This is a genomic window from Pannonibacter sp. XCT-53 (genome assembly GCF_009915765.1).
Lineage (GTDB): Bacteria > Pseudomonadota > Alphaproteobacteria > Rhizobiales > Stappiaceae > Pannonibacter > Pannonibacter tanglangensis.
Genome location: NZ_JAABLQ010000002.1, coordinates 325,988 through 346,795, shown reverse-complemented (window position 1 = coordinate 346,795; position 20,808 = coordinate 325,988). Strand labels below are relative to the sequence as shown.

Sequence of the window (20,808 nt, the reverse complement as noted above, 5' to 3'; positions counted from 1 at the left end):
CCCTCCTCACGCTGCCAGCGCATAGGCGGCCGGAGCCACCAGCGTGCCGTCCTGGCCGAAGACATAGACATGCGACGGGTCGAGATAGACCTTGAGCGCCGTGCCGAGGGTCAGATCATGCACGCCGTGCACGAGCCCGACCCAGCGTTCGCCGTGGTGCTCTAGGTGCACGAAGGTCTCCGAGCCGGTGATTTCGGTCACTGCCAGATTGGCGGTGAACTCCATCGCATCCGCCCCGTGCCGGTGCAGCTCGAGATGGTTGGGCCGGAAGCCGGCGATGTAGCGACCGTCGTTCAGCTCGGCGAGCTTGCCCGCGGCCGGGATCGACTGACCGTCCCCGAACATCAGCTTGGAACCCGCCTTGGCGATCTGCAGGAAATTCATCGGCGGATCGGAGAACACGCGCGCCGTCGTGGCATCGACGGGCCGGCGATAGACCTCGGGCGTCGGCCCGAACTGGGTCACGCGGCCCTGCCACAGTGTGGCGGTGTTGCCGCCGAGCAGCAGCGCCTCTTCCGGTTCCGTCGTCGCGTAGACGAAGATCGAACCCGAGGCCTCGAAGATCTTCGGGATCTCGACGCGCAGCTCCTCGCGCAGCTTGTAATCGAGGTTGGCGAGCGGCTCGTCCAGCAGCACCAGGCCCGCATCCTTGACCAGCGCGCGAGCCAGCGCACAGCGCTGCTGCTGGCCACCGGACAGCTCGAGCGGCTTGCGCTTCAGCATCGGCGTCAGCTTCATCAGCTCCGCCGTCTTGCGCACCGCCTTGTCGATCTCGGCCGACGACTTGCCCATCAGCCTGAGCGGGCTTGCGATGTTGTCGTAGACGCTCATCGCCGGATAGTTGATGAACTGCTGGTAGACCATCGCGATGGCGCGATCCTGCACGCGCACGCCGGTCACGTCCTTGCCGTTCCAGATGATCTTGCCCGTCGTCGGCTTGTCGAGGCCGGCCATCAGGCGCATCAGCGACGTCTTGCCGGACAGCGTCGGTCCGAGCAGGACATTCATGCTGCCCTCGCGCAAGGTCAGGTCAGTCGAGTGGATGTGCGTCTGCCCACCCACGACCTTGGAGACACCCTCCAGGACCAGGGTCATATCTTCCGTCCTCCCATTCCTGCTATTGCGCTGCGGCGGCTGCGTGCCGGAGCGAGCAGGCGTTCCTTATCCATTCGTCAAGCGCGGCCACCTCGGCGGCGCTCAGGCGAAGACCGAGCTTCGAGCGACGCCAGACGACGTCCTCGGCGCTGCGGGCATATTCCTTGTCGATCAGCCAGCTGACTTCGCGCTCGGTGAGGTTGGCACCGAAATGGCGACCCAGCTCCTCCACCTTTTCGGCTCCGGCCAGGACGTCGGCCGCTTCCGTGCCATAGGCCTTGACCAGGCGGCGGGCCCAGCGGTCGTCAAGGAAGACGTGGCGGGCGCGCAGCGACCGGACCAGATCCTCGACCCCGTCGACCGGGAAGTTGCCGCCCGGCAACGGCACCCGGGCCGTCCAGGCGCCACCGGCCATCGGGAAGAAGGGCACGATCTTTTCCAGCGCATGCTCGGCGAGCTTGCGATAGGTCGTGATCTTGCCGCCGAAGACATTGAGCAGCGGCGCGCCGCCGGTCTCGTCGACCTTCAGCACGTAGTCGCGGGTGGCCGCTGTCGCGGACTTGGCCCCGTCGTTGTAGAGCGGGCGCACGCCCGAATAGCTCCAGACGATGTCGTCCACCGTGACCGGCTTCTTGAAGTAGCCGGAGGCGAACCTGAGCAGGTAGTCGCGCTCCTGATCCGTGCAGACCGGCTGGATGCCGGGCTCCGGATGGTCGGCATCCGTGGTGCCGATCAGGGTGAAGTCGGTCTCGTAGGGAATGGCGAAGATGATGCGGCCGTCCTCGCCCTGGAAGAAGTAGCACTTGTCGTGGTCGTAGAGCTTCTTCGTGACGATGTGGCTGCCGCGGACCAGGCGCACGCTCTCCTGCGAGTTGGAACGCACCGTGTTGCGGATCACGTCGCCGACCCAGGGACCACCGGCATTGACCAGCATCCGGGCACGGCGGCGGAACTGTTCCCCCGTCTCGCGGTTTTCCAGCAGCATTTCCCAGAGGCCATCGACACGCTCGGCCGACAGCACCTTGGTGCGCACCATGATTTCCGCGCCCCGGTCGACGGCATCGCGGGCGTTGAGGATGACGAGGCGCGAATCCTCGATCCAGCAGTCCGAGTACTCGTAGGCCTTGGCAAACCGGTCCTGCAGCGGCTTGCCTTCCGGACCGGCCTTCAGGTCCACCGTCGCGGTGCCGGGCAGGATCTTGCGACCGCCGAGATTGTCATAGAGGAACAGCCCGAAGCGGATCAGCCAGGCCGGGCGACGGCCTTTCATCCAGGGCATGACCATATTCAGCAGCTTGGAGGTCGGCGTCTCGCCCTCGAAGCGCATGTCCTTGTGATAGGGCAGCACGAAGCGCATCGGCCAGGAAATGTGCGGCATGGCGACAAGCAGCGTCTCGCGCTCGATCAGCGCCTCGCGCACCAGCCGCACCTCGAAATACTCGAGATAGCGCAGACCGCCATGGAACAGCTTGGTCGACGCCGATGACGTGGCGGAGGCGAGGTCGTTCATCTCCGCCAGCGACACGCTCAGGCCGCGCCCTGCCGCATCACGGGCGATGCCGCAGCCATTGATGCCGCCGCCGATGATGAAGAGATCGACCACCTGGTCTTGCTGCGATGCCACGGACACGAACCTCCCGGAACCGGTCTTTTGTGAACACAAACGAACCACAAAAGGACTCCTTTCGTCAATGAGCGATTTTCGTTTCTGTTCGTTTTTGATTCTTCGCGTCCGACCAAGCACTTAGCTTCGCCAAGCCGTTGCAAACATTGGGTTCGCGCCCATGCTGCGGAGATTTCAGCGTTTTTTGTGCATCGCACACAACGTGCGGCACCGCAAAAAACCCGGGCCGGCAGCGCGACCGATGTTCGCAGGCACGGCAAAAACTTGAAAAAGAGAGCCAAAGCGAACATATTGCCCGTGACCCAAGGGAACATGATCGTGTCGCAGACCTTCCGCCAGCCAGAGATCCTCGAGCTTGCCCGCCAGCAGGGAAAGGTCACCGTCGAGGGTCTGGCCGAACACTTCGGTGTCACCGTCCAGACCATCCGCCGTGACCTCGCCGAACTCGCCGACAGCGGGCGGCTGGAACGGGTGCACGGAGGGGCGATCCTGCCCTCCGGCGTGACCAACATCGGCTACGAGGACCGCCGCAACCTGAACCGCGAGGCCAAGACAGCCATTGCGGTGCAATGCGCGCGGGCTATTCCGAGCGACGTGTCGGTGTTCCTCAACATCGGCACCAGCACCGAAGCGGTCGCCCGCGAGCTGCTGCACCATCGCAACCTGATGGTGGTGACCAACAACATGAACGTGGCCAACATCCTGGTTGCCAATCCGGAATGCCAGGTGATTGTCGCCGGCGGCGCGCTGCGGCGCACCGACGGAGGTCTCGTCGGCAACCTGACGACACGGACCATCGAACAGTTCAAGTTCGACTTTGCCGTGATCGGATGCTCGGCGCTGGACGAGGATGGCGACCTGCTCGACTTCGACATCCAGGAGGTGGGCGTCAGCCAGACCATCATCCGCCAGGCGCGCAAGACCTTCCTCGTCTCGGATCACTCCAAGTTCCAGCGCACCGCCCCGGCCCGCATCACCTCGCTGGCCCGCATCGACACCTTCTTCACCGACCATCCGCTGCCCAGCCCCCTCGCGATCCGCTGCGAGGGCTGGGGCACCAAGGTCGTCGTCTGCGGCGAGGGCTGAGGCAACGGGCCTGTGGCACACCGCCCCTCCGCCAAAAAAACGGCTGACAAGCGGCGTCCGGGGGACTAGAGCCTGCCGCAGTCATTCCCGTGCCGGAGGCCCCGATGTCCGCGAAGCCGCACACCCTGATCGCTCCCTCCATGCTTGCCAGCGACTTCTCGCGTCTCCGCGACGAGATCCGGGCAATCGACGCCGCCGGGGCCGACTGGATCCATCTTGACGTGATGGATGGCCATTTCGTGCCGAACATCACCTTTGGGCCCGATGTGATCGCCGCCATGCGGCCGCACACCACCAAGGTGTTCGACACCCACCTGATGATCGCCCCCTGCGACGCCTATCTCGAGGCCTTCGCCAAGGCCGGGTCCGACATCATCACGGTCCACGCCGAGGCAGGCCCGCATCTCGACCGCTCGCTGCAGGCAATCCGGGCGCTTGGCAAGAAGGCCGGCGTCTCGCTCAACCCGAGCACCCCGGAAAGTGTCATCGAGTATGTGCTGGACCGGCTCGACCTGATCCTCGTGATGACGGTCAACCCGGGCTTCGGGGGCCAGAAGTTCATCCCGGCGATGGTGGAAAAGGTCGCGCGTCTGCGGAAGATGGTCGGCGAGCGCCCGATCGACATCGAGATTGACGGCGGCGTCACCCCGGAGACAGCCCCGCTCGTCGCTGCTGCCGGCGCCAATGTGCTGGTCGCCGGGTCCGCCGTGTTCAAGGGCGGCACGCCGGAAACAGCGCACGTCTATGCCGCACAGATTGCCGCGATCCGTCAGGCGGCCGATGCCGCAACGCGGTCGTGAGCGGCGCAATGCGGGCGGTTGTCTTTGATCTGGACGGGACGCTGGTGGACAGCGTCGCCGCCATCGCCGATGTCGGCAACAGCCTGATGCTGGAGCTGGGCCTTGCGGCCCTCAGCGTCGACGAAGCGCGCGGCTATATCGGCAACGGCGCGGCGAAGTTCGTGGAGCGGGCGCTTGCCGCGCGCGCCGTCGACGCCGATGCAGCCACGCTTGCCCATCACGTCGAGCGCTTCGAGGAAATTTACGGTGCAGCGCCCGGCTCGGCCAACCCGCCGTTTGCCGGTGCCGAGCTGGCGCTCACGACCTTGAAGGCCGAAGGTGTCCGCATCGGGCTGTGCACCAACAAGCCCGGCATCCCGACCGCCAACCTCCTGGCAGCACTTGGCTGGAGCGAGCTGTTCGAGGTCGTCATCGCCGGTGACAGTCTGGCCACCCGCAAGCCGGATCCGGCGCCGCTGGTCGAGGCCGCCCGCCGTCTCGGCATCGAGGTCAGCGCGCCCGGCTTTGCCTATGTCGGCGACAGCGAAGTGGATGCGGAGACGGCCGAGCGCGCCGGCAGCCGCTTTGCGCTCTTCACCCGCGGCTACCGCAAGCAGCCGGTTGCCGCCCTGCCGCACACGATCGCCTTCGACGATCTGTCGGCCCTGCCTGCCCTTCTGGCCGATCTCGCCGCCCGCTGATCGCGCGGCGAGATCCTCCGTGCCCTGCCGTCAGTGGGCGACGCCCGAGCCGCCGACGCTGACGATGGTGTAGGGCATGCCCTCCACCTTGATCGTGCCGGCTTCCTTCAGCGTGTCGGCGTCGATCTTGCGGATGACGCCCGCGCGCGGGTCGGTGAGCAGCACCGTCTCGCCCGCCATCGCCAGACGCGGCCGCGGGTCAGACCAGTGACCGTCCATCGAATAGGCCTGCGTCACGGCTGCACTCGCCTCGATCTTCGCCTCCAGCATGTTGAAGCGGTGCAGGCTGCCGTCTTCCGTCAGGATGAAGGCATGCTCCGCGTGGGCCGGATCGAGGATGAAGTCGACGCGCCGGGCCGGCAGCCTGGCGTAGGTGAAATGCGGCGCATCCGCCGGATCGACCACGACAACGCCATCGGCGCCGTAATTGCCGAGGAAGGCCTGCATTCCCTTCACACCGAGCAGCGTTCCGGTCTTGCCCTGCGGCAGGTCCGGACCGTAGGGCAGCAGCTTGAACTCGGGCCTGGCCCCATCGGCCTTCACCGCCAGCACGCCGTCGCTGCAGCCTGCCGCCAGATAGGCACCCGAGAAGGCCTCCCCGTGGATGCCCGGGCAGGCGGCGAGATCCGATACCGGTTGTCCGGCCGGATCGAAAGCCTGCAGTCCGAGCCGCGGCAGGCTCTCCGAGCCGAGCGGCTTTTCCAGGGCCGACACGGTCGAGAGCACGTAGTCCCCCATCACCGCGACGAAGCCATGGTGCGGCACCGACTGGGGAAAGTCCTTCAGCACCGGATCACCGGCGAGCAGTCCCTTCACATCCGCAAGGGCCGCACGACCGTCCTTGTCGAAGTTCACGGCCAGCAGGCCGGAATGTTCCACCACATGGACCGGATAGCCGCCGGTCAGCGTGGTCGGCAGCTTGGCCGGATCACTGACCTCGATGTCGGAATGATCGCCATGGCTCTCGATGACGACACCAGTCTTGAGGAAATCGACCCGGTTCTTGTCGCCCTGCACGGCGGCGATGCCCTGGCCCTCGCCGAACGCATAGATGCGGGCCGGACCTTCCACGTCGAAGCTCCAGCGCGTGTCGGGCTGGTCCAGGTCCAGCGCGGTGATCTTGCCGCTCGCATGGTCGCCGATGAACACGCGCCAGTGGGTCTTGCTCGTCTCGCCGGCCGAAGCGGACAGCGTGTAGCCGGCCGCGAAAACCAGCGCGAGGGCTGTCGATCGCAGGAACATGGGAACTCCTATAAATGTTATTACATTACATTTATAGCCGTAACGCACTCCTTCCGGCGCTGCAAGCGTTCTCCGGGATCCCTCCGGGGCCTGTGGATGCCGCAGGCCAAAGCAAAAGGCCCGCCCCGGATCGACGGGACGGGCCTTGTCCGCTGCACCGGCGCCCGCTCTCAGTCGGCCGGGCCCAGCATCCGGCGTGGATCGACAAGGCGGTCAAAGTCCTCGGCCGCGACATAGCCCAGCGCCAGGCAGGCCTCGCGCAGCGACAGGTCGTGCTCGAAGGCGTGATGCGCCGCATGGCTTGCGCGGTCGTAGCCGATCACCGGCGACAGGGCCGTCACCAGCATCAGCGACCGTTCCACATAGGCCGCGATGCGGGGCTCGTTGGCGACCAGTCCCTCGACAAGGTGCGTCTGGAAGTTGCGTGACCCGTCCGCGAGCAGCCGCACGGACTGCAGCACCGCGTTGATCATCAGGGGCTTGTAGACATTCATCTCCAGCTGGCCGCCCGCCCCGCCGATGCCGACGGCCACATCATTGGCCATCACCTGCGCCGCCAGCATGGCCAGAGCCTCGCACTGGGTCGGATTGACCTTGCCTGGCATGATCGATGACCCCGGCTCGTTCGCCGGCAGGATCAGCTCGAACAGGCCGCAGCGGGGCCCGCAGGCCAGCAGCCGGATGTCGTTGGCAATCTTGAACAGCGAACCGGCGAGCGTTTTCAGCGCTCCGTGCAGCATCACCAGCCCGTCATGCGCCCCCTGCGCCGCGAACTTGTTGGGGTGGCTGACGAAAGGCAGACCGGTGAGCGCCGCGATGCGCGCGGCTGCCAGCTCGGCAAAGCCCTTCGGCGCATTGAGACCGGTGCCGACGGCTGTCCCGCCGAGCGCCAGCTTGAGGACATCCGGCAACGCCGCCTCGATCCGGGCGATGTTCTCGTCCAGCATCGTGACATAGCCGGAGACCTCCTGCCCGAGGGTCAGCGGCACGGCATCCTGGAGATGCGTCCGCCCGATCTTGATGATCCCCGCCCAGGCTGCGGCCTTGGCGTCGAGCCCGTCGCGCAGGCGCCGCACGGCGGGCAGCAGCCGTCCGGTTACGACCAGCGCTGCCGCCATGTGCATGGCGGCCGGAAAGCTGTCGTTCGACGACTGCGACATGTTCACATGGTCGTTGGGATGAACCGGCGTCTTCGAGCCCAGAACCCCGCCGGCCATCTCGATGGCACGGTTCGAGATGACCTCGTTGACATTCATGTTGGTCTGCGTCCCGCTGCCGGTCATCCACACATGCAGCGGGAAATGGTCGTCCAGACGGCCGGTCTTGACCTCCCGCGCGGCGGCGATCACCAGCGCGGCCAGCGCCGGGTCGAGCAGACCGAGATCCCGGTTCACCTCGGCGCAGGCCTCCTTCAGCACGCCATAGGCATGGATCAGCTCCAGCGGCATCCTTTCGATGCCGATGTCGAAATAGGTCAGGGACCGCTGGGTCTGGGCGCCCCAGTAGCGGTCTGCGGGAACTTCGATCTCGCCCATGCTGTCGGTTTCACGGCGCATGTCGGCTCCTTGCGCAATGGCGGGCCATGGCCCGCGGGATGCTCGCGTCCAGCGTCAGTCCTGCACGGGCGGATGGGGGCTGGCAAGCCGCCCGACCGGTGACCGCGCATGCGCCCTTCACGCGCCCGGCAATTTGCCCGATAACGGGGAGACAACAGGAAGGGACCCAGAGCCTTGATGACCCGACGTCGTTTCAATCAGTCAGCCCTGGCGCTCGGAGCCTCCCTGATGACGTCCGGCACCGGCTGGTCCGGCGCAAGCCGGCGGCTTCATGTCCCTGCTGAAGAGGCCCCGCACGAGGCCACCCTGATGCAATGGCCGGCGAGTCGCCTGGTGCACGATGATCCGGCCTTCCTGCAGATGCTGCAACAGACGATTGCCGACATCGCCAATGCCATCTCGGCCCACGAACCTGTGTGGATGCTCGCCGATGCCAGCCTGCATGGCTCGGCGCGAAAGCTGCTGTCCGCCCGTGTGACGCTCTGGGACATTCCGACCGAGGACCTGTGGTGCCGCGATTCAGGTCCTCTCTTTGCCCGTACCGACACGGGCCAGCGCGTCATCAGCCACATCGCGTTCAATGGCTGGGGCAACCGCCAACGTCATGAGCACGACGGCCGGATCGCCCGGCGCGTCGGCGAGCGGCTGGGCGTCCCGCTGATCGACAGCGGGCTCGTCGGCGAAGCGGGTGGCGTCGAGCACGACGGGCATGGGCTGCTGATTGCCCATGAAAGCTCCTGGGTCCATGACAACCGCAACCCCGGACTGTCACGCGACGAGATCGAAAGGCGCCTGCTTGTGGCCTATGGCGCAGAGCGCATGATCTGGTCTTCGGGCCTCCGGGACCACGACATCACCGACTATCACATCGACAGCCTCGCCCGCCTCACCGCCCCTGGGCGCGTCCTCATGACCCTGCCGGATCGACCGGACCGGCGCGATCCGTTCCATGCCGCCGCACTTGTGACCCGGCAGCAGCTCGAAGCGGCAGGGCTGGAGGTCGATGTGATTCCGGAACCGGTGCGGCGCCGCGTCAGGCGCGATGACTTCGTTGCCTCCTATGTCAACTTCCTGGTCTGCAACGGTGCGGTGATCGCGCCGCAGTTCGGTGACACCGACACGGACGCCATCGCCCGGGAGGCACTCTCACGGCATTATCCCGGCCGCGAGATCGTCATGCTCGACACCGACCCCCTTGGCGAGATCGGCGGCGGCATTCACTGCGCAACGCAACAGGTACCGGCAGCATGAGGTGGTTGACCCGACACGCCGCAGCAATCAACGCTGCGGCTGCCCTTGTCACGGCGGTCACGGCGCTTGGTGCCCTGCTGGCGGTGAAGGTCCAGCTGGACGAGGCCGACCGGCTGCAGCGGCTCCAGTCTGCCCGTGACGCCTATCGGGCCCACCTGACACTGGCGATCAGCAGCCCCGAGTACGCCCGTCCGGATGACGCCTGCGCCTTGCTGAGCGGACCAAAGGCGGCCGCCTACGAGGCCTTCGTCGACCACTTGCTCTACTCCGCCGAACAGATGCTCGAGAGCGAGCCGCACTGGGAGGCAACCTTCAACGGGTTGCTGTCCGAGCACCCGGAACTCGTTTGCACGATGCAGGAGGCCGGCGACGATGGCAGCGCGATGCAGCAGCTGATCACCCGCTTCCGTCAGTCCCAGTGCAGCGCGGTCGTCGCCTGCCGGTCGCCGGTCGACTGACGATCCCGGTGCGGACATCATCTGCACACCCCCTCTTGCAACTCATTCGCAATTGCACCATCTTTCTTGCAAGTCGTTCTTAAAAGCGTTTGCGTTTGGCCCGCATCCGCGCGACAGTGATCGGAAAGGATGGACAGAATGGCGCTCGACCGGCGTAACTTCCTCAAGGCTACAGTTGCAGCTACGGCCCTGGCCACGGTGCCGGCGGTCTCCCTTGTGTCATCCGGGCCGGCGCTTGCAGCCGCCCCGGCCGCAGCGCCTGCCGCCGGCGCGCTCACGGTCGTCACCACGACCGGGATGATTGCCGATGCCGCCCGCCGGGTCGGTGGCGAGGCGGTGTCTGTCACCTCCCTCATGGGTCCCGGCGTCGATCCGCATGCCTATCGCCAGACCCGCACGGACATCGTTGCCATGACGCGGGCCGATCTCGTGCTCTGGCACGGGCTCTATCTCGAAGCCCAGATGGAAGACTTCTTCGCCGACCTTGGCCGCAAGCGGCAGGTGGTGGCGGTGGCCGACGGTCTTGACCGCGCCCGCCTGCTCTCCCACGCCGACTATGCCGGCCGTTTCGATCCGCATGTCTGGATGGACCCGATGCTGTGGTCGGGCGTCGTGATCGCCGTGCGTGACGCGCTGACCGCGGCCCGCCCCGGGCAGGCCCCGCTCTTTGCCGCCAATGCCGAGGCCCATCTGGCGGAGCTGGCCGGCCTTGACGCCTATTCCCGCCAGGTGCTCGGGACGGTTCCCGAAGCGTCCCGCGTGCTGCTCACCGCCCATGACGCCTTCGGCTATTTCGGTCGCGCCTACGGCTACGAGGTGATCGGGATCCAGGGCATCTCGACCCAGAGCGAGGCCGGACTGAACCGTGTCGCCGAACTGGTCGATCTGCTGGTGAGCCGCAAGATCGGGGCCGTCTTCGTCGAGAGCTCCGTCTCGGACCGCAACATCCGTGCCCTGATCGAAGGCGCTGCATCGCGCGGACATGCCGTCACCATCGGCGGCGAGCTGTTCTCCGACGCCATGGGACAATCCGGAACCTACGAGGGCACGTATCTCGGGATGATCGACCACAACGTCACCCTTGTGGCGCGCGCGCTCGGGGGCACCGCTCCGGCGCGCGGCATGAACGGGACCCTGTCGGCCGGCCTCTGAGCCCCGCCCCTCCGACCCAGGCAGACGCTGCCCGGCAGGGGCAGGCGACGCGAGACTGAAGGACAAGATCATGACCCCTCCCCTTGAACTTGTCACCCCAGCACCGGCCGGCGCCGGGGCACCGCTTGCCCAATCAGCAGCCCAGTCCGCAACCCAGTCCCCAGCCCTGTCCATTTCCGGCCTCACCGTGTCCTATGGCGGCAAGCCGGCGGTGTTCTCCGTCGATGCCACCATCCCGGAAGGCGCGATGGCTGCGATCATCGGACCGAACGGGGCCGGCAAGTCGACATTGCTCAAGGCGACGCTCGGCATTGTCTCCCGCCTGTCCGGGCGCGTCGCCGTCTTCGGCAAGCCGCTCGAACAGTCCCGGCACCGCATCGCCTACGTGCCGCAGCGCGCCTCGGTGGACTGGGATTTTCCGACCACCGTGGCCGATGTGGTGCTGATGGGCCTCAACCGGGAACTGGGCCTCCTCGGGCTCGTGCGCCGGTCGCACCGCGCCTTTGCCCGGGCCTGTCTCGACCGGGTCGGCATGGCAGACTTCGCCGGTCGCCAGATCGGGCAACTGTCGGGCGGACAGCAGCAGCGCGTGTTCCTGGCCCGCGCCCTGGCCCAGAAGGCGGATCTCTACCTGCTGGACGAGCCTTTTGCCGGGGTCGACGCCGCCACCGAACGGGCGATCGTCGATGTGCTGAAGACGCTGAAGGCGGAAGGGCGCACGGTCGTCTGCGTGCACCACGACCTTGCCACCGTCGCCGCCTACTTCGACCACTGCCTGATGATCAACCTGCGCAAGATCGCGGAGGGACCGGTCGCCGCGACCTTCACCCAGGCCAACCTGCAGGCCACCTACGGCGGCCGCCTCGCCGGGTCGCATCTCGACCAGCTCCGCCTGCCGGCCTGACCCTCATGGACACCGCAGCCCCAGCCCTTCTGCCCCCCATTGTCCTCGCCTTCATCGAGGCCCTGACCTTCCGGGCCGGCTACAATGCGGCCCTTGTCGCCCTGGGCGCCGCGCTGCTCGGGGCGGCAGCCGGGGCCGCCGGCACCTTCCTGTTCCTGCGCAAGCGCACGCTGGTCAGCGACGCCATCGCCCACGCCACCCTGCCCGGCGTCGGACTGGCGTTCATCCTCATGGTGGCCCTGGGCGGCTCCGGACGCGCCTTGCCCGGCCTGCTCATCGGATCCGCCCTCTCCGCCGGGCTCGGCCTGCTCGCCGTCACGGCAATCACCCGCCACACGCGCCTCGCCGAGGACACGGCCATCGGCGCCGTCCTTTCTGTCTTCTTCGGCTTCGGCATCGTCCTCCTGACCGTCATCCAGGTGATGGAAAGCGGTCGCCAGGCGGGGCTCGAGGGGTTCCTGCTCGGCTCGACCGCCGGCATGCTGTTCCAGGACGCGGTGCTGATCGCGGCCGGCAGTGCGGTCTGCGCCTTGCTGCTGCTCCTGTTCCGTCGTCCGCTCACGCTGGTCTGCTTCGATCCGGGCTATGCCGAGGCCTCGGGGGTATCCACCAGCCGGATGGATGCGCTGATGCTCGGGCTTGTGCTGGCCATCACCGTGATCGGCCTGAAACTGGTCGGCCTCATCCTGATTGTCGCGCTGCTGGTCATCCCGCCGGTGACCGCCCGCTTCTGGAGCGAGCGCACCGGCACCGTCACAGGCCTCGCGGCGCTGTTCGGCGCGCTCGCGGGATATCTCGGCGCGGCCCTCTCCGCGTCGGCGCCCAACCTGCCAACCGGTCCGATCATCGTCCTGGTCGGGGTCGCGCTCTTCGTCGTCTCCCTGCTGGTCGCACCGCAGCGCGGCGTGCTGGCCAGCGCCCTCGCCCACCGCCGCTTCCAGCATCGGGTTCACCTGCGCCAGGGGCTCCTGTCCCTGGCCCATGGCGAACCGATCCATGACCGGCTGACCCTGAAGGTCCTGACGTCCGCCGGCTACCTGCGCCGCGACCGGCAACCGACCGAAGCCGGCCGGGCAGAGGCGGCCCGCGCGCTTCTGGACGAGAACCGCTGGCGCATTGCCCGGCAGCTGCACCCCGAGGAAGCAGTCGGCGGCCGCTATGACGGGCTGACGGCGATTGCCGATGTGCTCACCCCGGACGAGATCGCGGTTCTCGACACCCATCTCGGGCCGCGTCCGGTGGAGGCATGACCATGGGATCCGACTTCGTCCAGCTCAGCCTGACGCCGCTGCTCACCGGCTGCCTTGCGGCCATCGCCTGCGCCCTGCCCGGCAACTTCCTGATCCTGCGCCGGCAGGCGCTGGCTGGTGACGCCATCTCGCATGTCGTGCTGCCCGGCATCATCCTCGCCTTCCTGGTCACGGGCTCGCTCGAGACGGGACCGATGCTGGCCGGTGCCGCGGCCGCCGCGCTCGTGGCCGTCGTCCTCATCGAGCTGATCCGGCGGATCGGCCGGATCGAGCCGGGCGCCGCCATGGGCGTCGTCTTCACCGGCCTTTTTGCCGCCGGCGTCCTTCTGCTCGAGCAGAGCAACACCGCCGGCGTCCACCTCGACGTGGAACATGCGCTTTATGGCAATCTGGAAAGCCTGATCTGGCTGTCAGCGGAGGACTGGTCGTCGCTGCTCGATCCGGCTGCCCTCGCGGACCTGCCGCCGGAGCTCCTGCGCATGGCGGCAACCGCCGCCGTCATCGTGCTTCTGACCATCCTTTTCTGGCGGCCGCTGAAGCTGTCCACCTTCGACGAGGGCTACGCCGCCGCCATCGGCCTGCCGGTCACGGCCATCAGCCTCGGCCTCGTGATGACGGCTGCCCTTGCCGCCGTCGCGGCCTTCGACGCGGTCGGGTCGATCATTGTCATCGCCATGTTCATCTGTCCGCCTGCGACTGCCCGGCTGATGACCGACAGTCTGGCGCGTCAGGTCGGCTGGAGTGTCGTCTTCGCGACCTCCGCGGCCACCATCGGCTATCTTCTCGCAGGCTACGGGCCCGGGCTGCTCGGCTCCGACCACGCCGTCAGCGCGGCCGGCATGATCGCGACGGTAGCCGGCCTTCAGCTGGCCGCCGCCTGCTGCCTCGCGCCACGCCGGCGCCGGATCGGAGCCGCCCGGGAAGGTTGAATTCGACCGTATTTCCTAAGACGTCGTTTACCCCGATTGCAACTCGCGCGCGCTGTTAGGGAAGCTTTACCCCTCGATCCTGTACAAGGTGCAAGGATTGGAGAGGTGAATGCTGACAGTTCTGTCCTGCATTGCTGTTGCGCATGACCTGCGCTACGTGGCGCTCGCCGCGCTCATCTGCGTCATGGGGTCAGTCCTCTCGATGCGGCTGATCGCGCGTGTCCGCCGCAGCCGCGATTCCCGCCGCTGGCTCTGGCTTTTCCTCGCCTCTCTCGTGGCCGGCAGCACCATCTGGACAACTCATTTTGCCTCGATGCTGGGCTATGTGGTGCCCTTCGAGCGCTCCTTCGAGCCGGTGATCACGCTGGTCAGCCTGCTGATGGTGATCGCGTCGAGCGCTGCCGGCTTCATGCTCGCTGCCCGCACATCCTCCAGCGCCTTCATCGAGATCGGCGGCCTGATCTTCGGCCTCGGCATTGCCGCGATGCACTACACCGGCATGAGCGCCTTCCTCGTCCCCGGCTACATCGAGTGGAACTGGAATTTCGTTGTCGCCTCGATCCTGCTGGGCGGACTGTTCGGCGCCGTGGCGATGAACCGCATCTCGCGCCCGGTCACGCGGTTCTGCCGCTATGGCGCGTCGGTGGCGATGATCATCGCCATCGTCACGATGCACTTCACCGGCATGAGCGCGATCACCATCGTCCCGCTCGGCGGCACCGAGATCCCGCCGCAGGCGATGCCGGATGGCTACATGCTGGCGGCCGTCATCAGCATCAACCTGCTGATCCTGGCGACCGTGGGCTCGGCCTATGCCATCGATGTCCATTCCTCCAAGGAGGCGGACGCCAACTACGAGCGGCTCGCGCTGTTCGATGCCCTGACCGGCCTTCCGAACCGGACCAATGCCGAGCGCACCCTCGCCGGCATGATCCAGGCCAACACCCAGACGACGGCCAGGGTGGTGGTGGTCGCAATCGATCTCGAGCAGTTCCGCAACATCAACGGCGCCCACGGCCAGCAGACCGGGGACGCGGTGCTGCGCCAGCTCAGCGCACGGCTGCATGACGCCCTGCAGCCGGACGAATTCGTGGCGCGCATCGGCGGAGACGAGTTCATCGCCCTCAAGCGCAATGTCTTCGGGCGGGGCGACGCCATGCGGTTCGCCAAGCGCCTGCATCTGGCCATCGTCGGTCCGCATCTGATCGACGACACCCGGATCTCGCTCGGCAGCGGGATCGGCATCGCCTTGTCGCCGGACCATGGCATGGAGCCCAGGCAGCTCATCACCCGCGCCGAACTCGCGGCCGCACAGGCCAAGACGCTCGGCAGCAACCAGATCTGCCGCTACACCGAAGGCATGGACGAGGACAATCGCAACCGCGCGGTACTCGCCATCGACCTGCGCGCGGCCATCGCCGGCAACCAGCTCGAGATCTACTACCAGCCACAGAACGACACCCGCACCCGCGAGATCGTCGGCTTCGAGGCTCTGGTGCGCTGGAACCATCCGAGCCTTGGGACGATTTCGCCGGGCCTGTTCATCCCGATCGCCGAGCGCAACGGCCTGATCCTTGACATCGGCGACTATGTCCTGCGCCAGGCCTGCCGCGACGCGGCCTCCTGGCCCGAGCGCTACACGGTCGCCGTCAACGTCGCGCCCTATCAGCTGACGCAGGCAGACCTTCCGGCGCGCGTGTCCGAGGTCCTTGGCGAAACGGGGCTCGATCCGAGGCGGCTGGAAATCGAACTGACGGAAAGCGGTCTGATCGAGGACCGGAACCGGGCCCTGTCCACCATCACGCGCCTGCGCGAGCTGGGCGTGACGGTTGCGATGGACGACTTCGGCACCGGCTACTCGTCTCTGGCGCTGCTGCAGAATTTCCCCTTCGACAAGATCAAGATCGATCGCAGCTTCGTGCAGAGCGTCGGTGAGAAGCCACAGTCGGCAGCGATCGTGCGCGCCACGCTGCTCATCGCCGAAAGCCTCGGCATTCCCGTCCTGGCCGAGGGCGTGGAGACGGAAGAGGAACTGAGCTTCCTGCGCGAACAGGGCTGCCCCACGGTGCAGGGCTTCCTGTTCGGCCGGCCAATGCCGCTGGCCTCCGCCCAGGTGCTGATGCTGCGCGACGGGCTGCATCTGGCCAGTCTCGCCGACCGGCTGCAGGGCGACCGCGATGCGGCGGAAAAGTCGGTGCCCCGGGCAGCCGGGGCCTGACGCGGCCCGCAGGGCCATGCTAGACAGGTACGGAACACGGTCTCTCTGAAGCCCTTCCGCGCCCTCCCCTGCCCTGCGAGCCATGCGCCCGATCATCCCCTTCGTCACCCGGATCTCAGCCGAAGAACAGGCAACCTGGCACGCGACGTTTCGCGCCCGGATGCCCGACTTCGACGTCAGGCCGCTCGCCGACCTGAGCGACGCGGACTGCCGGGACGCGAAAGTGGCAATCGTAGCCAATCCGGAACCTGCGGAGCTGCGCCGGCTGCCCTCGCTCGTGTTCGTGCAGAGCCTGTGGGCGGGCGTCGAACGCCTGGTGAGCGAGCTGGAGGACCAGCCCTTTGCCATCGTGCGCATGACCGATCCGCAGCTGGCCGAGACGATGGCCGAAGCGGTCCTGACTTTCGTGCTGTACCTGCACCGGGACGGGCCGGCCTATCGCGCACAGCAGATCCGGCACGTCTGGTCGGAGCGCCCCTATCGCCCTGCGCGCGAACGGCGGATCGGCGTGCTCGGGCTCGGGAACCTCGGCGCCCTCGCAGCCACGCGCCTTGTCGCCAACGGGTTTCCCGTCGAGGGCTGGAGCCGGACACCGAAGGCTGTTGCGGGTGTTTCCTGCCACAGCGGCGAGGACGGGCTCGACCGGGTCTTGTCCCGGTCGGACATTGTCGTGGTGCTGCTCCCGCTCACAAGCGGGACACGCGCGCTCCTCGACGCACGCCGTCTGGCACGGCTGCCCAGCGGGGCAGCCCTCATCAATTTCGCCCGCGGGCCGATTGTCGACACCGAGGCGCTGGTTGCAGCCCTTGACGACGGCCACCTCGGTCATGCGGTGCTGGACGTCTTTGCGCGCGAGCCGCTTCCGGCGGACGACCCGCTCTGGGACCATCCGGGCGTGACGATCCTGCCGCATGTCAGCGCACCCACCACACCGGAAACCGCAACCCGGCTGGTGGCGGAAAACCTGCACCGCTTCTTCGCCACCGGCATGATCCCGGAGGCCGTGGACCGCGACCGGGGCTACTGACGCCGAAGGCCTGCCGCAGCGCAGGCGAAGCCACGCGGCGCGCCCTGCCATCCGCAGGCCCCGTCCCTGGCCGGGAAATGCGCGCGCATGTCGCCTTCCTGTCAAATATCGGCATTATGAGAGGGCTCGCGAGTCATCCGCATGACTTGACGCCCTCCCGCCTGTCCCGGATCCGCCTGCTGGCCGATCACCCGCCGCGAAGGACATTTTCATGAGCTCTCTCCCGATTGCCGGTGCAGCCCTGACGCTCGACGCCTATGAGCGCCACCGCACGCTGATGACCGAAAAGCCGCGCGACCTCGAGCTGCAGGATTTCGTCAACGCCGAGGTCCTCAACGGCGACTGGTCACCACTCGTCGCCCGGGCCCGCAAGGTGCTGGATGGCCACACCGGTCGCATCGGCATCCACGGACCGTTCTGGGGCATGAACATCGCCAACCCGGATCCGGACATTGCCGCCGTCGTGACCCGCCGCCTGCTGCAGGGCCTCGAGGTCTGCGAGGCGTTGGGGGCGACCCACATGGTGGTGCACAGCCCCTACTCGACCTGGGACGACAACAACCTCGACAACTATCCCCGGGCGCGCGAGCGCCTGATCGAGCGCTGCCATGCGATCATGGCGGAGCCGGTGAAGCGGGCCGAGGCGATCGGCTGCGAGCTGGTGATCGAGAACATCGAGGACAAGAACCCGCGTGACCGCGTGATCCTCGCCGACAGCTTCAACTCCAGCGCCGTGGCGGTCTCGATCGACACCGGCCACGCCCATTACGCCCACGGCTCGACCGGCGCGCCCCCGGTGGACTACTACGTCCGGGCTGCCGGCAACCGTCTGCGCCACATCCACCTGCAGGACGCCGACGGCTATGCCGACCGTCACTGGAGCCTCGGCCAGGGGACGATCCGCTGGCACGCGGTCTTCGCCGCACTGGCCGAGCTGACCAGCGAACCGCGCCTGATCATCGAACTGCGCAACCTGGACGAGGTCCCGGCCTCGATTGCCTGGCTTCAGGCCCAGGGTCTGGCGCAGTAACCTGCAAACCCACAGCGACCGGACAGGACCCCCATGATGACACGCCTGGAACACCCCGTTGCCCTGCGCCCGCTGGAAACGGTGTTTGACAACGCCAGACTGGTGCTGGCCGACCGGGTCGTCGACGGCCATCTGGTCCTGCGCGACGGGCAGATCGCGGAGATCGGCGAGGGGCGCGCCCCCGCCGGTCTTGCGTCCGTCGATCTGGAGGGCGACTACCTGCTGCCAGGCCTTGTCGACATCCACACCGACCATCTCGAGAAACACGTGTTCCCGCGCGCGCACGTGAAATGGAACCCGTTGCGGGCGGCCCTCGCCCATGACAGCCAGATCATCGGCGCCGGCATCACCACCGTGTTCGACAGCCTCTGCGTCGGTGCGACCGTGAAGAACCCGGAACGCCTGGAAATCCTGGCTCCGATGATCGACGCGCTCGAGCAGGCCCAGGCCGCGGGGATGATGCGTGCCGAGCATCTGGTGCACCTGCGCTGCGAGATCGTCGACACGCATACGCCTGCCCTGACCGAAGCCAACATTTCCCGCGACATTGTCCGGATCGTCTCGGTCATGGAGCATCTGCCCGGACGGCGGCAGAGCCGCGATGTCGAGGCCTACATCAACCGCCGCATGGCCGAGACCGGACACGCCCGCCGCGTGGTCGAGCAGGAAATGGCCGACATGCTGGCCGTCGCCGACGGTATCAGCGCCAGCGTGCGCCCGGCCGTGATCGCGCTGGCAAAAGCGCATGGCAAGCCGCTGCTGTCGCATGACGACACCGAGCTTGCCCATATCGACGAGGCCGTCGCGGATGGCATCCTCATTTCCGAATTCCCCTGCACCATCGAGGCTGCCCGCTACGCCCGCGACAAGGGCATGCTGAACGTCGGCGGCGCGCCGAACATCCTGCGCGGCGGATCGCAGTCCGGCAACGTGGCCATGGGCGACCTGCTGGCCGAGGGGATCCTTGACCTGCTTGCCTCCGACTATGTGCCCCGGTCGATGCTCGATGCCGCCTTCCTGATCGGCCTGGACACGGGCAACGACGCCCGGCTCGCCGAGGCCATCCGGCTCGTCAGCAAGGCGCCGGCCGCGGCCGCAGGTCTGGCCGATCGGGGCGAGATCGCGGCGGGATTGCGGGGCGACCTGCTGCAGGTCCGCGCGCTCGCCGGTCACCCGGTGCTGCGGCGTGTGTGGCGCGAGGGCAGCATCGTTCACTGAGGCCGGCCCAACAGCCGACATGACAGCCAGAAAGACCTGCAAGGGGACGGACGCAACGCCGGCCCCTTTTTGCATTTCGGTCCTGTGACAGGCAGCATCCGGGCCTGTCACAGACCTGGTGCCACGGCCTCCCGAAACCGGCTTCCCGAGACCTCAACTGCCTGCAGACGCGACGGCATCAAGATAATTAGCCGGCTAAATCCCATCAAAAACCTGCAATAATCGCTCAACAAAACTGTCATGAAACGCTGTTAGAGCCGCCCTCGAGCAGCGCCGCAGGGGCGGCGCGCCACTGACAGGGATCGATCATGAAGAAGCTGCTTATCGCTGCGACTGCCCTTCTCTTCGCCGGCCAGGTGCAGGCCGCCGATGTCACCGGCAAGCTGGTGCTCTACACCTCGCAGCCGAACGAGGACGCCCAGCAGACCGTGGATGCCTTCAAGGCCAAGCACCCGGGCGTCGAGGTCGAATGGGTCCGTGACGGCACCCCGCAGGTGATGGCGAAGCTGCGCGCCGAGATCGAGGCCGGTGCGCCGAAGGCCGACGTGCTGCTGATCGCCGACACGGTGACCATGGAAAGCCTGAAGAAGGAAGGCCGTCTGCTCGCCCATCCGGCGGCCGACATCGCCGGCTATGATCCGGCGATCATGGACAAGGACAAGACCTACTTCTCCACCAAGCTGATCACCACCGGCATCATGTACAACACCGCCGCCCCGGTGAAGCCGACGTCCTACAAGGACCTGCTGAAGCCGGAGGTGAAGGACAAGCTGGCCATGCCGTCGCCGCTGACCTCGGGCGCCGCCACGATCCACATGGTCGCGCTGACCGGCAACCCGGATCTCGGCTGGGCCTACTACGAGAAGCTCGCCGAGCAGGGCGCCAACCCGCAGGGCGGCAACGGCGCCGTCTACAAGGCCATTGCCGGCGGCGAGAAGCTCTACGGCTTCATGGTCGACTACATGCCGATCCGCGGCAAGGCACAGGGTGCGCCGGTCGAGTTCGTGTTCCCCGAGGAAGGCGTTTCGGCCGTGACCGAACCGGTGGCGATCCTGTCGACCGCCCAGAACCCGACCGCCGCCAAGGCCTTCGTGGACTTCCTGATCTCGCGGGAAGGCCAGGAGCTGGCCGCCAAGCAGGGCTATCTGCCGGCCCATCCGGCCGTGACGCCGCCGGCCGGTTTCCCCGCCCGCGAAACCATCAAGCTGCTCCCGTTCGACCCGGCCAAGGCGCTGGAAGGCGATGCGGCCAACAAGGCGAAGTTCACCGAGATCTTCGGCGGCTGACG

General features: G+C 67.1%; 18 protein-coding genes. 14 read left to right on the top strand and 4 right to left on the bottom strand.

The window, feature by feature from the left end:
• Positions 1-6: 6 nt before the first annotated feature.
• Positions 7-1,095 carry an ABC transporter ATP-binding protein gene (locus GWI72_RS16305; protein ID WP_161677172.1) on the bottom strand — a complete coding sequence of 363 codons (1,089 nt, stop codon included), beginning with the start codon at positions 1,093-1,095 and terminating at the stop codon, positions 7-9.
• Between the two features lie 22 nt (positions 1,096-1,117).
• Entirely contained in the window at positions 1,118-2,719 is a 1,602-nt protein-coding gene (gene glpD / locus GWI72_RS16300; RefSeq protein ID WP_161677173.1) for a glycerol-3-phosphate dehydrogenase, read from the bottom strand.
• Between the two features lie 312 nt (positions 2,720-3,031).
• Here glpD and GWI72_RS16295 point away from each other — a divergent pair, with 312 nt between their 5' ends.
• The 3 genes from GWI72_RS16295 to gph all read left to right on the top strand — a co-directional run bounded on the left by GWI72_RS16295 (position 3,032) and on the right by gph (position 5,285).
• Positions 3,032-3,805, top strand: coding sequence for a DeoR/GlpR family DNA-binding transcription regulator (locus GWI72_RS16295; protein WP_179956219.1), 774 nt, complete (start codon positions 3,032-3,034; stop codon positions 3,803-3,805).
• A gap of 104 nt (positions 3,806-3,909) precedes the next feature.
• The gene (gene rpe, locus GWI72_RS16290; RefSeq protein ID WP_161709353.1) at positions 3,910-4,605 is read left to right on the top strand and encodes a ribulose-phosphate 3-epimerase; all 696 of its coding nucleotides are present in this window, start codon (positions 3,910-3,912) and stop codon (positions 4,603-4,605) included.
• A gap of 8 nt (positions 4,606-4,613) precedes the next feature.
• Complete coding sequence (gene gph, locus GWI72_RS16285) at positions 4,614-5,285, top strand: phosphoglycolate phosphatase (protein ID WP_161709352.1); 672 nt, start codon at positions 4,614-4,616, stop codon at positions 5,283-5,285.
• A 30-nt stretch (positions 5,286-5,315) separates the two neighbouring features.
• Here gph and GWI72_RS16280 read toward each other — a convergent pair whose 3' ends face one another.
• Together GWI72_RS16280 and fumC are read right to left on the bottom strand one after the other, a co-directional pair.
• Positions 5,316-6,527, bottom strand: a complete 1,212-nt coding sequence (locus tag GWI72_RS16280; RefSeq protein ID WP_161677178.1) for a metallochaperone AztD — start codon at positions 6,525-6,527, stop codon at positions 5,316-5,318.
• Positions 6,528-6,697: 170 nt separating this feature from the next.
• Positions 6,698-8,083, bottom strand: a complete 1,386-nt coding sequence (gene fumC, locus GWI72_RS16275; RefSeq protein WP_179956199.1) for a class II fumarate hydratase — start codon at positions 8,081-8,083, stop codon at positions 6,698-6,700.
• A gap of 228 nt (positions 8,084-8,311) precedes the next feature.
• Here fumC and GWI72_RS16270 point away from each other — a divergent pair, with 228 nt between their 5' ends.
• From GWI72_RS16270 to GWI72_RS16220, 11 genes are all read left to right on the top strand, one after another.
• Positions 8,312-9,334 (top strand): agmatine deiminase family protein, encoded by a 1,023-nt coding sequence (locus GWI72_RS16270; RefSeq protein ID WP_209000159.1) that lies wholly within the window; start codon positions 8,312-8,314, stop codon positions 9,332-9,334.
• On the top strand, positions 9,331-9,792 hold the full coding sequence (locus GWI72_RS16265) for a hypothetical protein (protein WP_161709350.1): 462 nt from the start codon (positions 9,331-9,333) through the stop codon (positions 9,790-9,792). Before GWI72_RS16270 ends, GWI72_RS16265 begins: the two co-directional genes overlap by 4 nt.
• A 138-nt stretch (positions 9,793-9,930) precedes the next feature.
• Positions 9,931-10,944, top strand: a complete 1,014-nt coding sequence (locus GWI72_RS16260) for a metal ABC transporter solute-binding protein, Zn/Mn family (protein WP_161677181.1) — start codon at positions 9,931-9,933, stop codon at positions 10,942-10,944.
• 70 nt (positions 10,945-11,014) lie between these two features.
• Positions 11,015-11,848, top strand: coding sequence for a metal ABC transporter ATP-binding protein (locus tag GWI72_RS16255; RefSeq protein WP_161709349.1), 834 nt, complete (start codon positions 11,015-11,017; stop codon positions 11,846-11,848).
• 5 nt (positions 11,849-11,853) lie between these two features.
• Positions 11,854-13,098, top strand: coding sequence for a metal ABC transporter permease (locus GWI72_RS16250; RefSeq protein WP_161709348.1), 1,245 nt, complete (start codon positions 11,854-11,856; stop codon positions 13,096-13,098).
• Complete coding sequence (locus tag GWI72_RS16245) at positions 13,095-14,027, top strand: metal ABC transporter permease (RefSeq protein ID WP_244314370.1); 933 nt, start codon at positions 13,095-13,097, stop codon at positions 14,025-14,027. The genes GWI72_RS16250 and GWI72_RS16245 overlap by 4 nt, the downstream gene beginning before the upstream one ends.
• Before the next feature lie 109 nt (positions 14,028-14,136).
• Entirely contained in the window at positions 14,137-16,245 is a 2,109-nt protein-coding gene (locus tag GWI72_RS16240; RefSeq protein ID WP_161677184.1) for a putative bifunctional diguanylate cyclase/phosphodiesterase, read from the top strand.
• A 223-nt stretch (positions 16,246-16,468) separates the two neighbouring features.
• Complete coding sequence (locus GWI72_RS16235) at positions 16,469-17,272, top strand: 2-hydroxyacid dehydrogenase (protein ID WP_348272704.1); 804 nt, start codon at positions 16,469-16,471, stop codon at positions 17,270-17,272.
• Positions 17,273-17,483: 211 nt separating this feature from the next.
• Positions 17,484-18,302, top strand: coding sequence for a sugar phosphate isomerase/epimerase family protein (locus GWI72_RS16230; protein ID WP_161677186.1), 819 nt, complete (start codon positions 17,484-17,486; stop codon positions 18,300-18,302).
• 36 nt (positions 18,303-18,338) lie between these two features.
• Positions 18,339-19,520: an alpha-D-ribose 1-methylphosphonate 5-triphosphate diphosphatase gene (locus GWI72_RS16225; RefSeq protein WP_161677187.1), complete on the top strand. Its 1,182-nt coding sequence runs from the start codon at positions 18,339-18,341 to the stop codon at positions 19,518-19,520.
• A 308-nt stretch (positions 19,521-19,828) separates the two neighbouring features.
• Complete coding sequence (locus tag GWI72_RS16220; protein ID WP_161677188.1) at positions 19,829-20,806, top strand: ABC transporter substrate-binding protein; 978 nt, start codon at positions 19,829-19,831, stop codon at positions 20,804-20,806.
• The last annotated feature ends 2 nt before the right edge of the window (positions 20,807-20,808 follow it).

Coding starts and splice junctions, on each gene's coding strand:
- gph (WP_161709352.1), top strand. CDS start 4,614: ATGCGGGCGGTTGTCTTTGATCTGGACGGGACGCTGGTGGACAGCGTC.
- GWI72_RS16265 (WP_161709350.1), top strand. CDS start 9,331: ATGAGGTGGTTGACCCGACACGCCGCAGCAATCAACGCTGCGGCTGCC.
- rpe (WP_161709353.1), top strand. CDS start 3,910: ATGTCCGCGAAGCCGCACACCCTGATCGCTCCCTCCATGCTTGCCAGC.
- GWI72_RS16305 (WP_161677172.1), bottom strand. CDS start 1,095: ATGACCCTGGTCCTGGAGGGTGTCTCCAAGGTCGTGGGTGGGCAGACG.
- GWI72_RS16280 (WP_161677178.1), bottom strand. CDS start 6,527: ATGTTCCTGCGATCGACAGCCCTCGCGCTGGTTTTCGCGGCCGGCTAC.
- GWI72_RS16245 (WP_244314370.1), top strand. CDS start 13,095: ATGACCATGGGATCCGACTTCGTCCAGCTCAGCCTGACGCCGCTGCTC.
- GWI72_RS16225 (WP_161677187.1), top strand. CDS start 18,339: ATGACACGCCTGGAACACCCCGTTGCCCTGCGCCCGCTGGAAACGGTG.
- GWI72_RS16295 (WP_179956219.1), top strand. CDS start 3,032: ATGATCGTGTCGCAGACCTTCCGCCAGCCAGAGATCCTCGAGCTTGCC.
- GWI72_RS16230 (WP_161677186.1), top strand. CDS start 17,484: ATGAGCTCTCTCCCGATTGCCGGTGCAGCCCTGACGCTCGACGCCTAT.
- GWI72_RS16260 (WP_161677181.1), top strand. CDS start 9,931: ATGGCGCTCGACCGGCGTAACTTCCTCAAGGCTACAGTTGCAGCTACG.
- GWI72_RS16250 (WP_161709348.1), top strand. CDS start 11,854: ATGGACACCGCAGCCCCAGCCCTTCTGCCCCCCATTGTCCTCGCCTTC.
- GWI72_RS16255 (WP_161709349.1), top strand. CDS start 11,015: ATGACCCCTCCCCTTGAACTTGTCACCCCAGCACCGGCCGGCGCCGGG.
- fumC (WP_179956199.1), bottom strand. CDS start 8,083: ATGCGCCGTGAAACCGACAGCATGGGCGAGATCGAAGTTCCCGCAGAC.
- GWI72_RS16220 (WP_161677188.1), top strand. CDS start 19,829: ATGAAGAAGCTGCTTATCGCTGCGACTGCCCTTCTCTTCGCCGGCCAG.
- GWI72_RS16270 (WP_209000159.1), top strand. CDS start 8,312: ATGACGTCCGGCACCGGCTGGTCCGGCGCAAGCCGGCGGCTTCATGTC.
- GWI72_RS16240 (WP_161677184.1), top strand. CDS start 14,137: ATGCTGACAGTTCTGTCCTGCATTGCTGTTGCGCATGACCTGCGCTAC.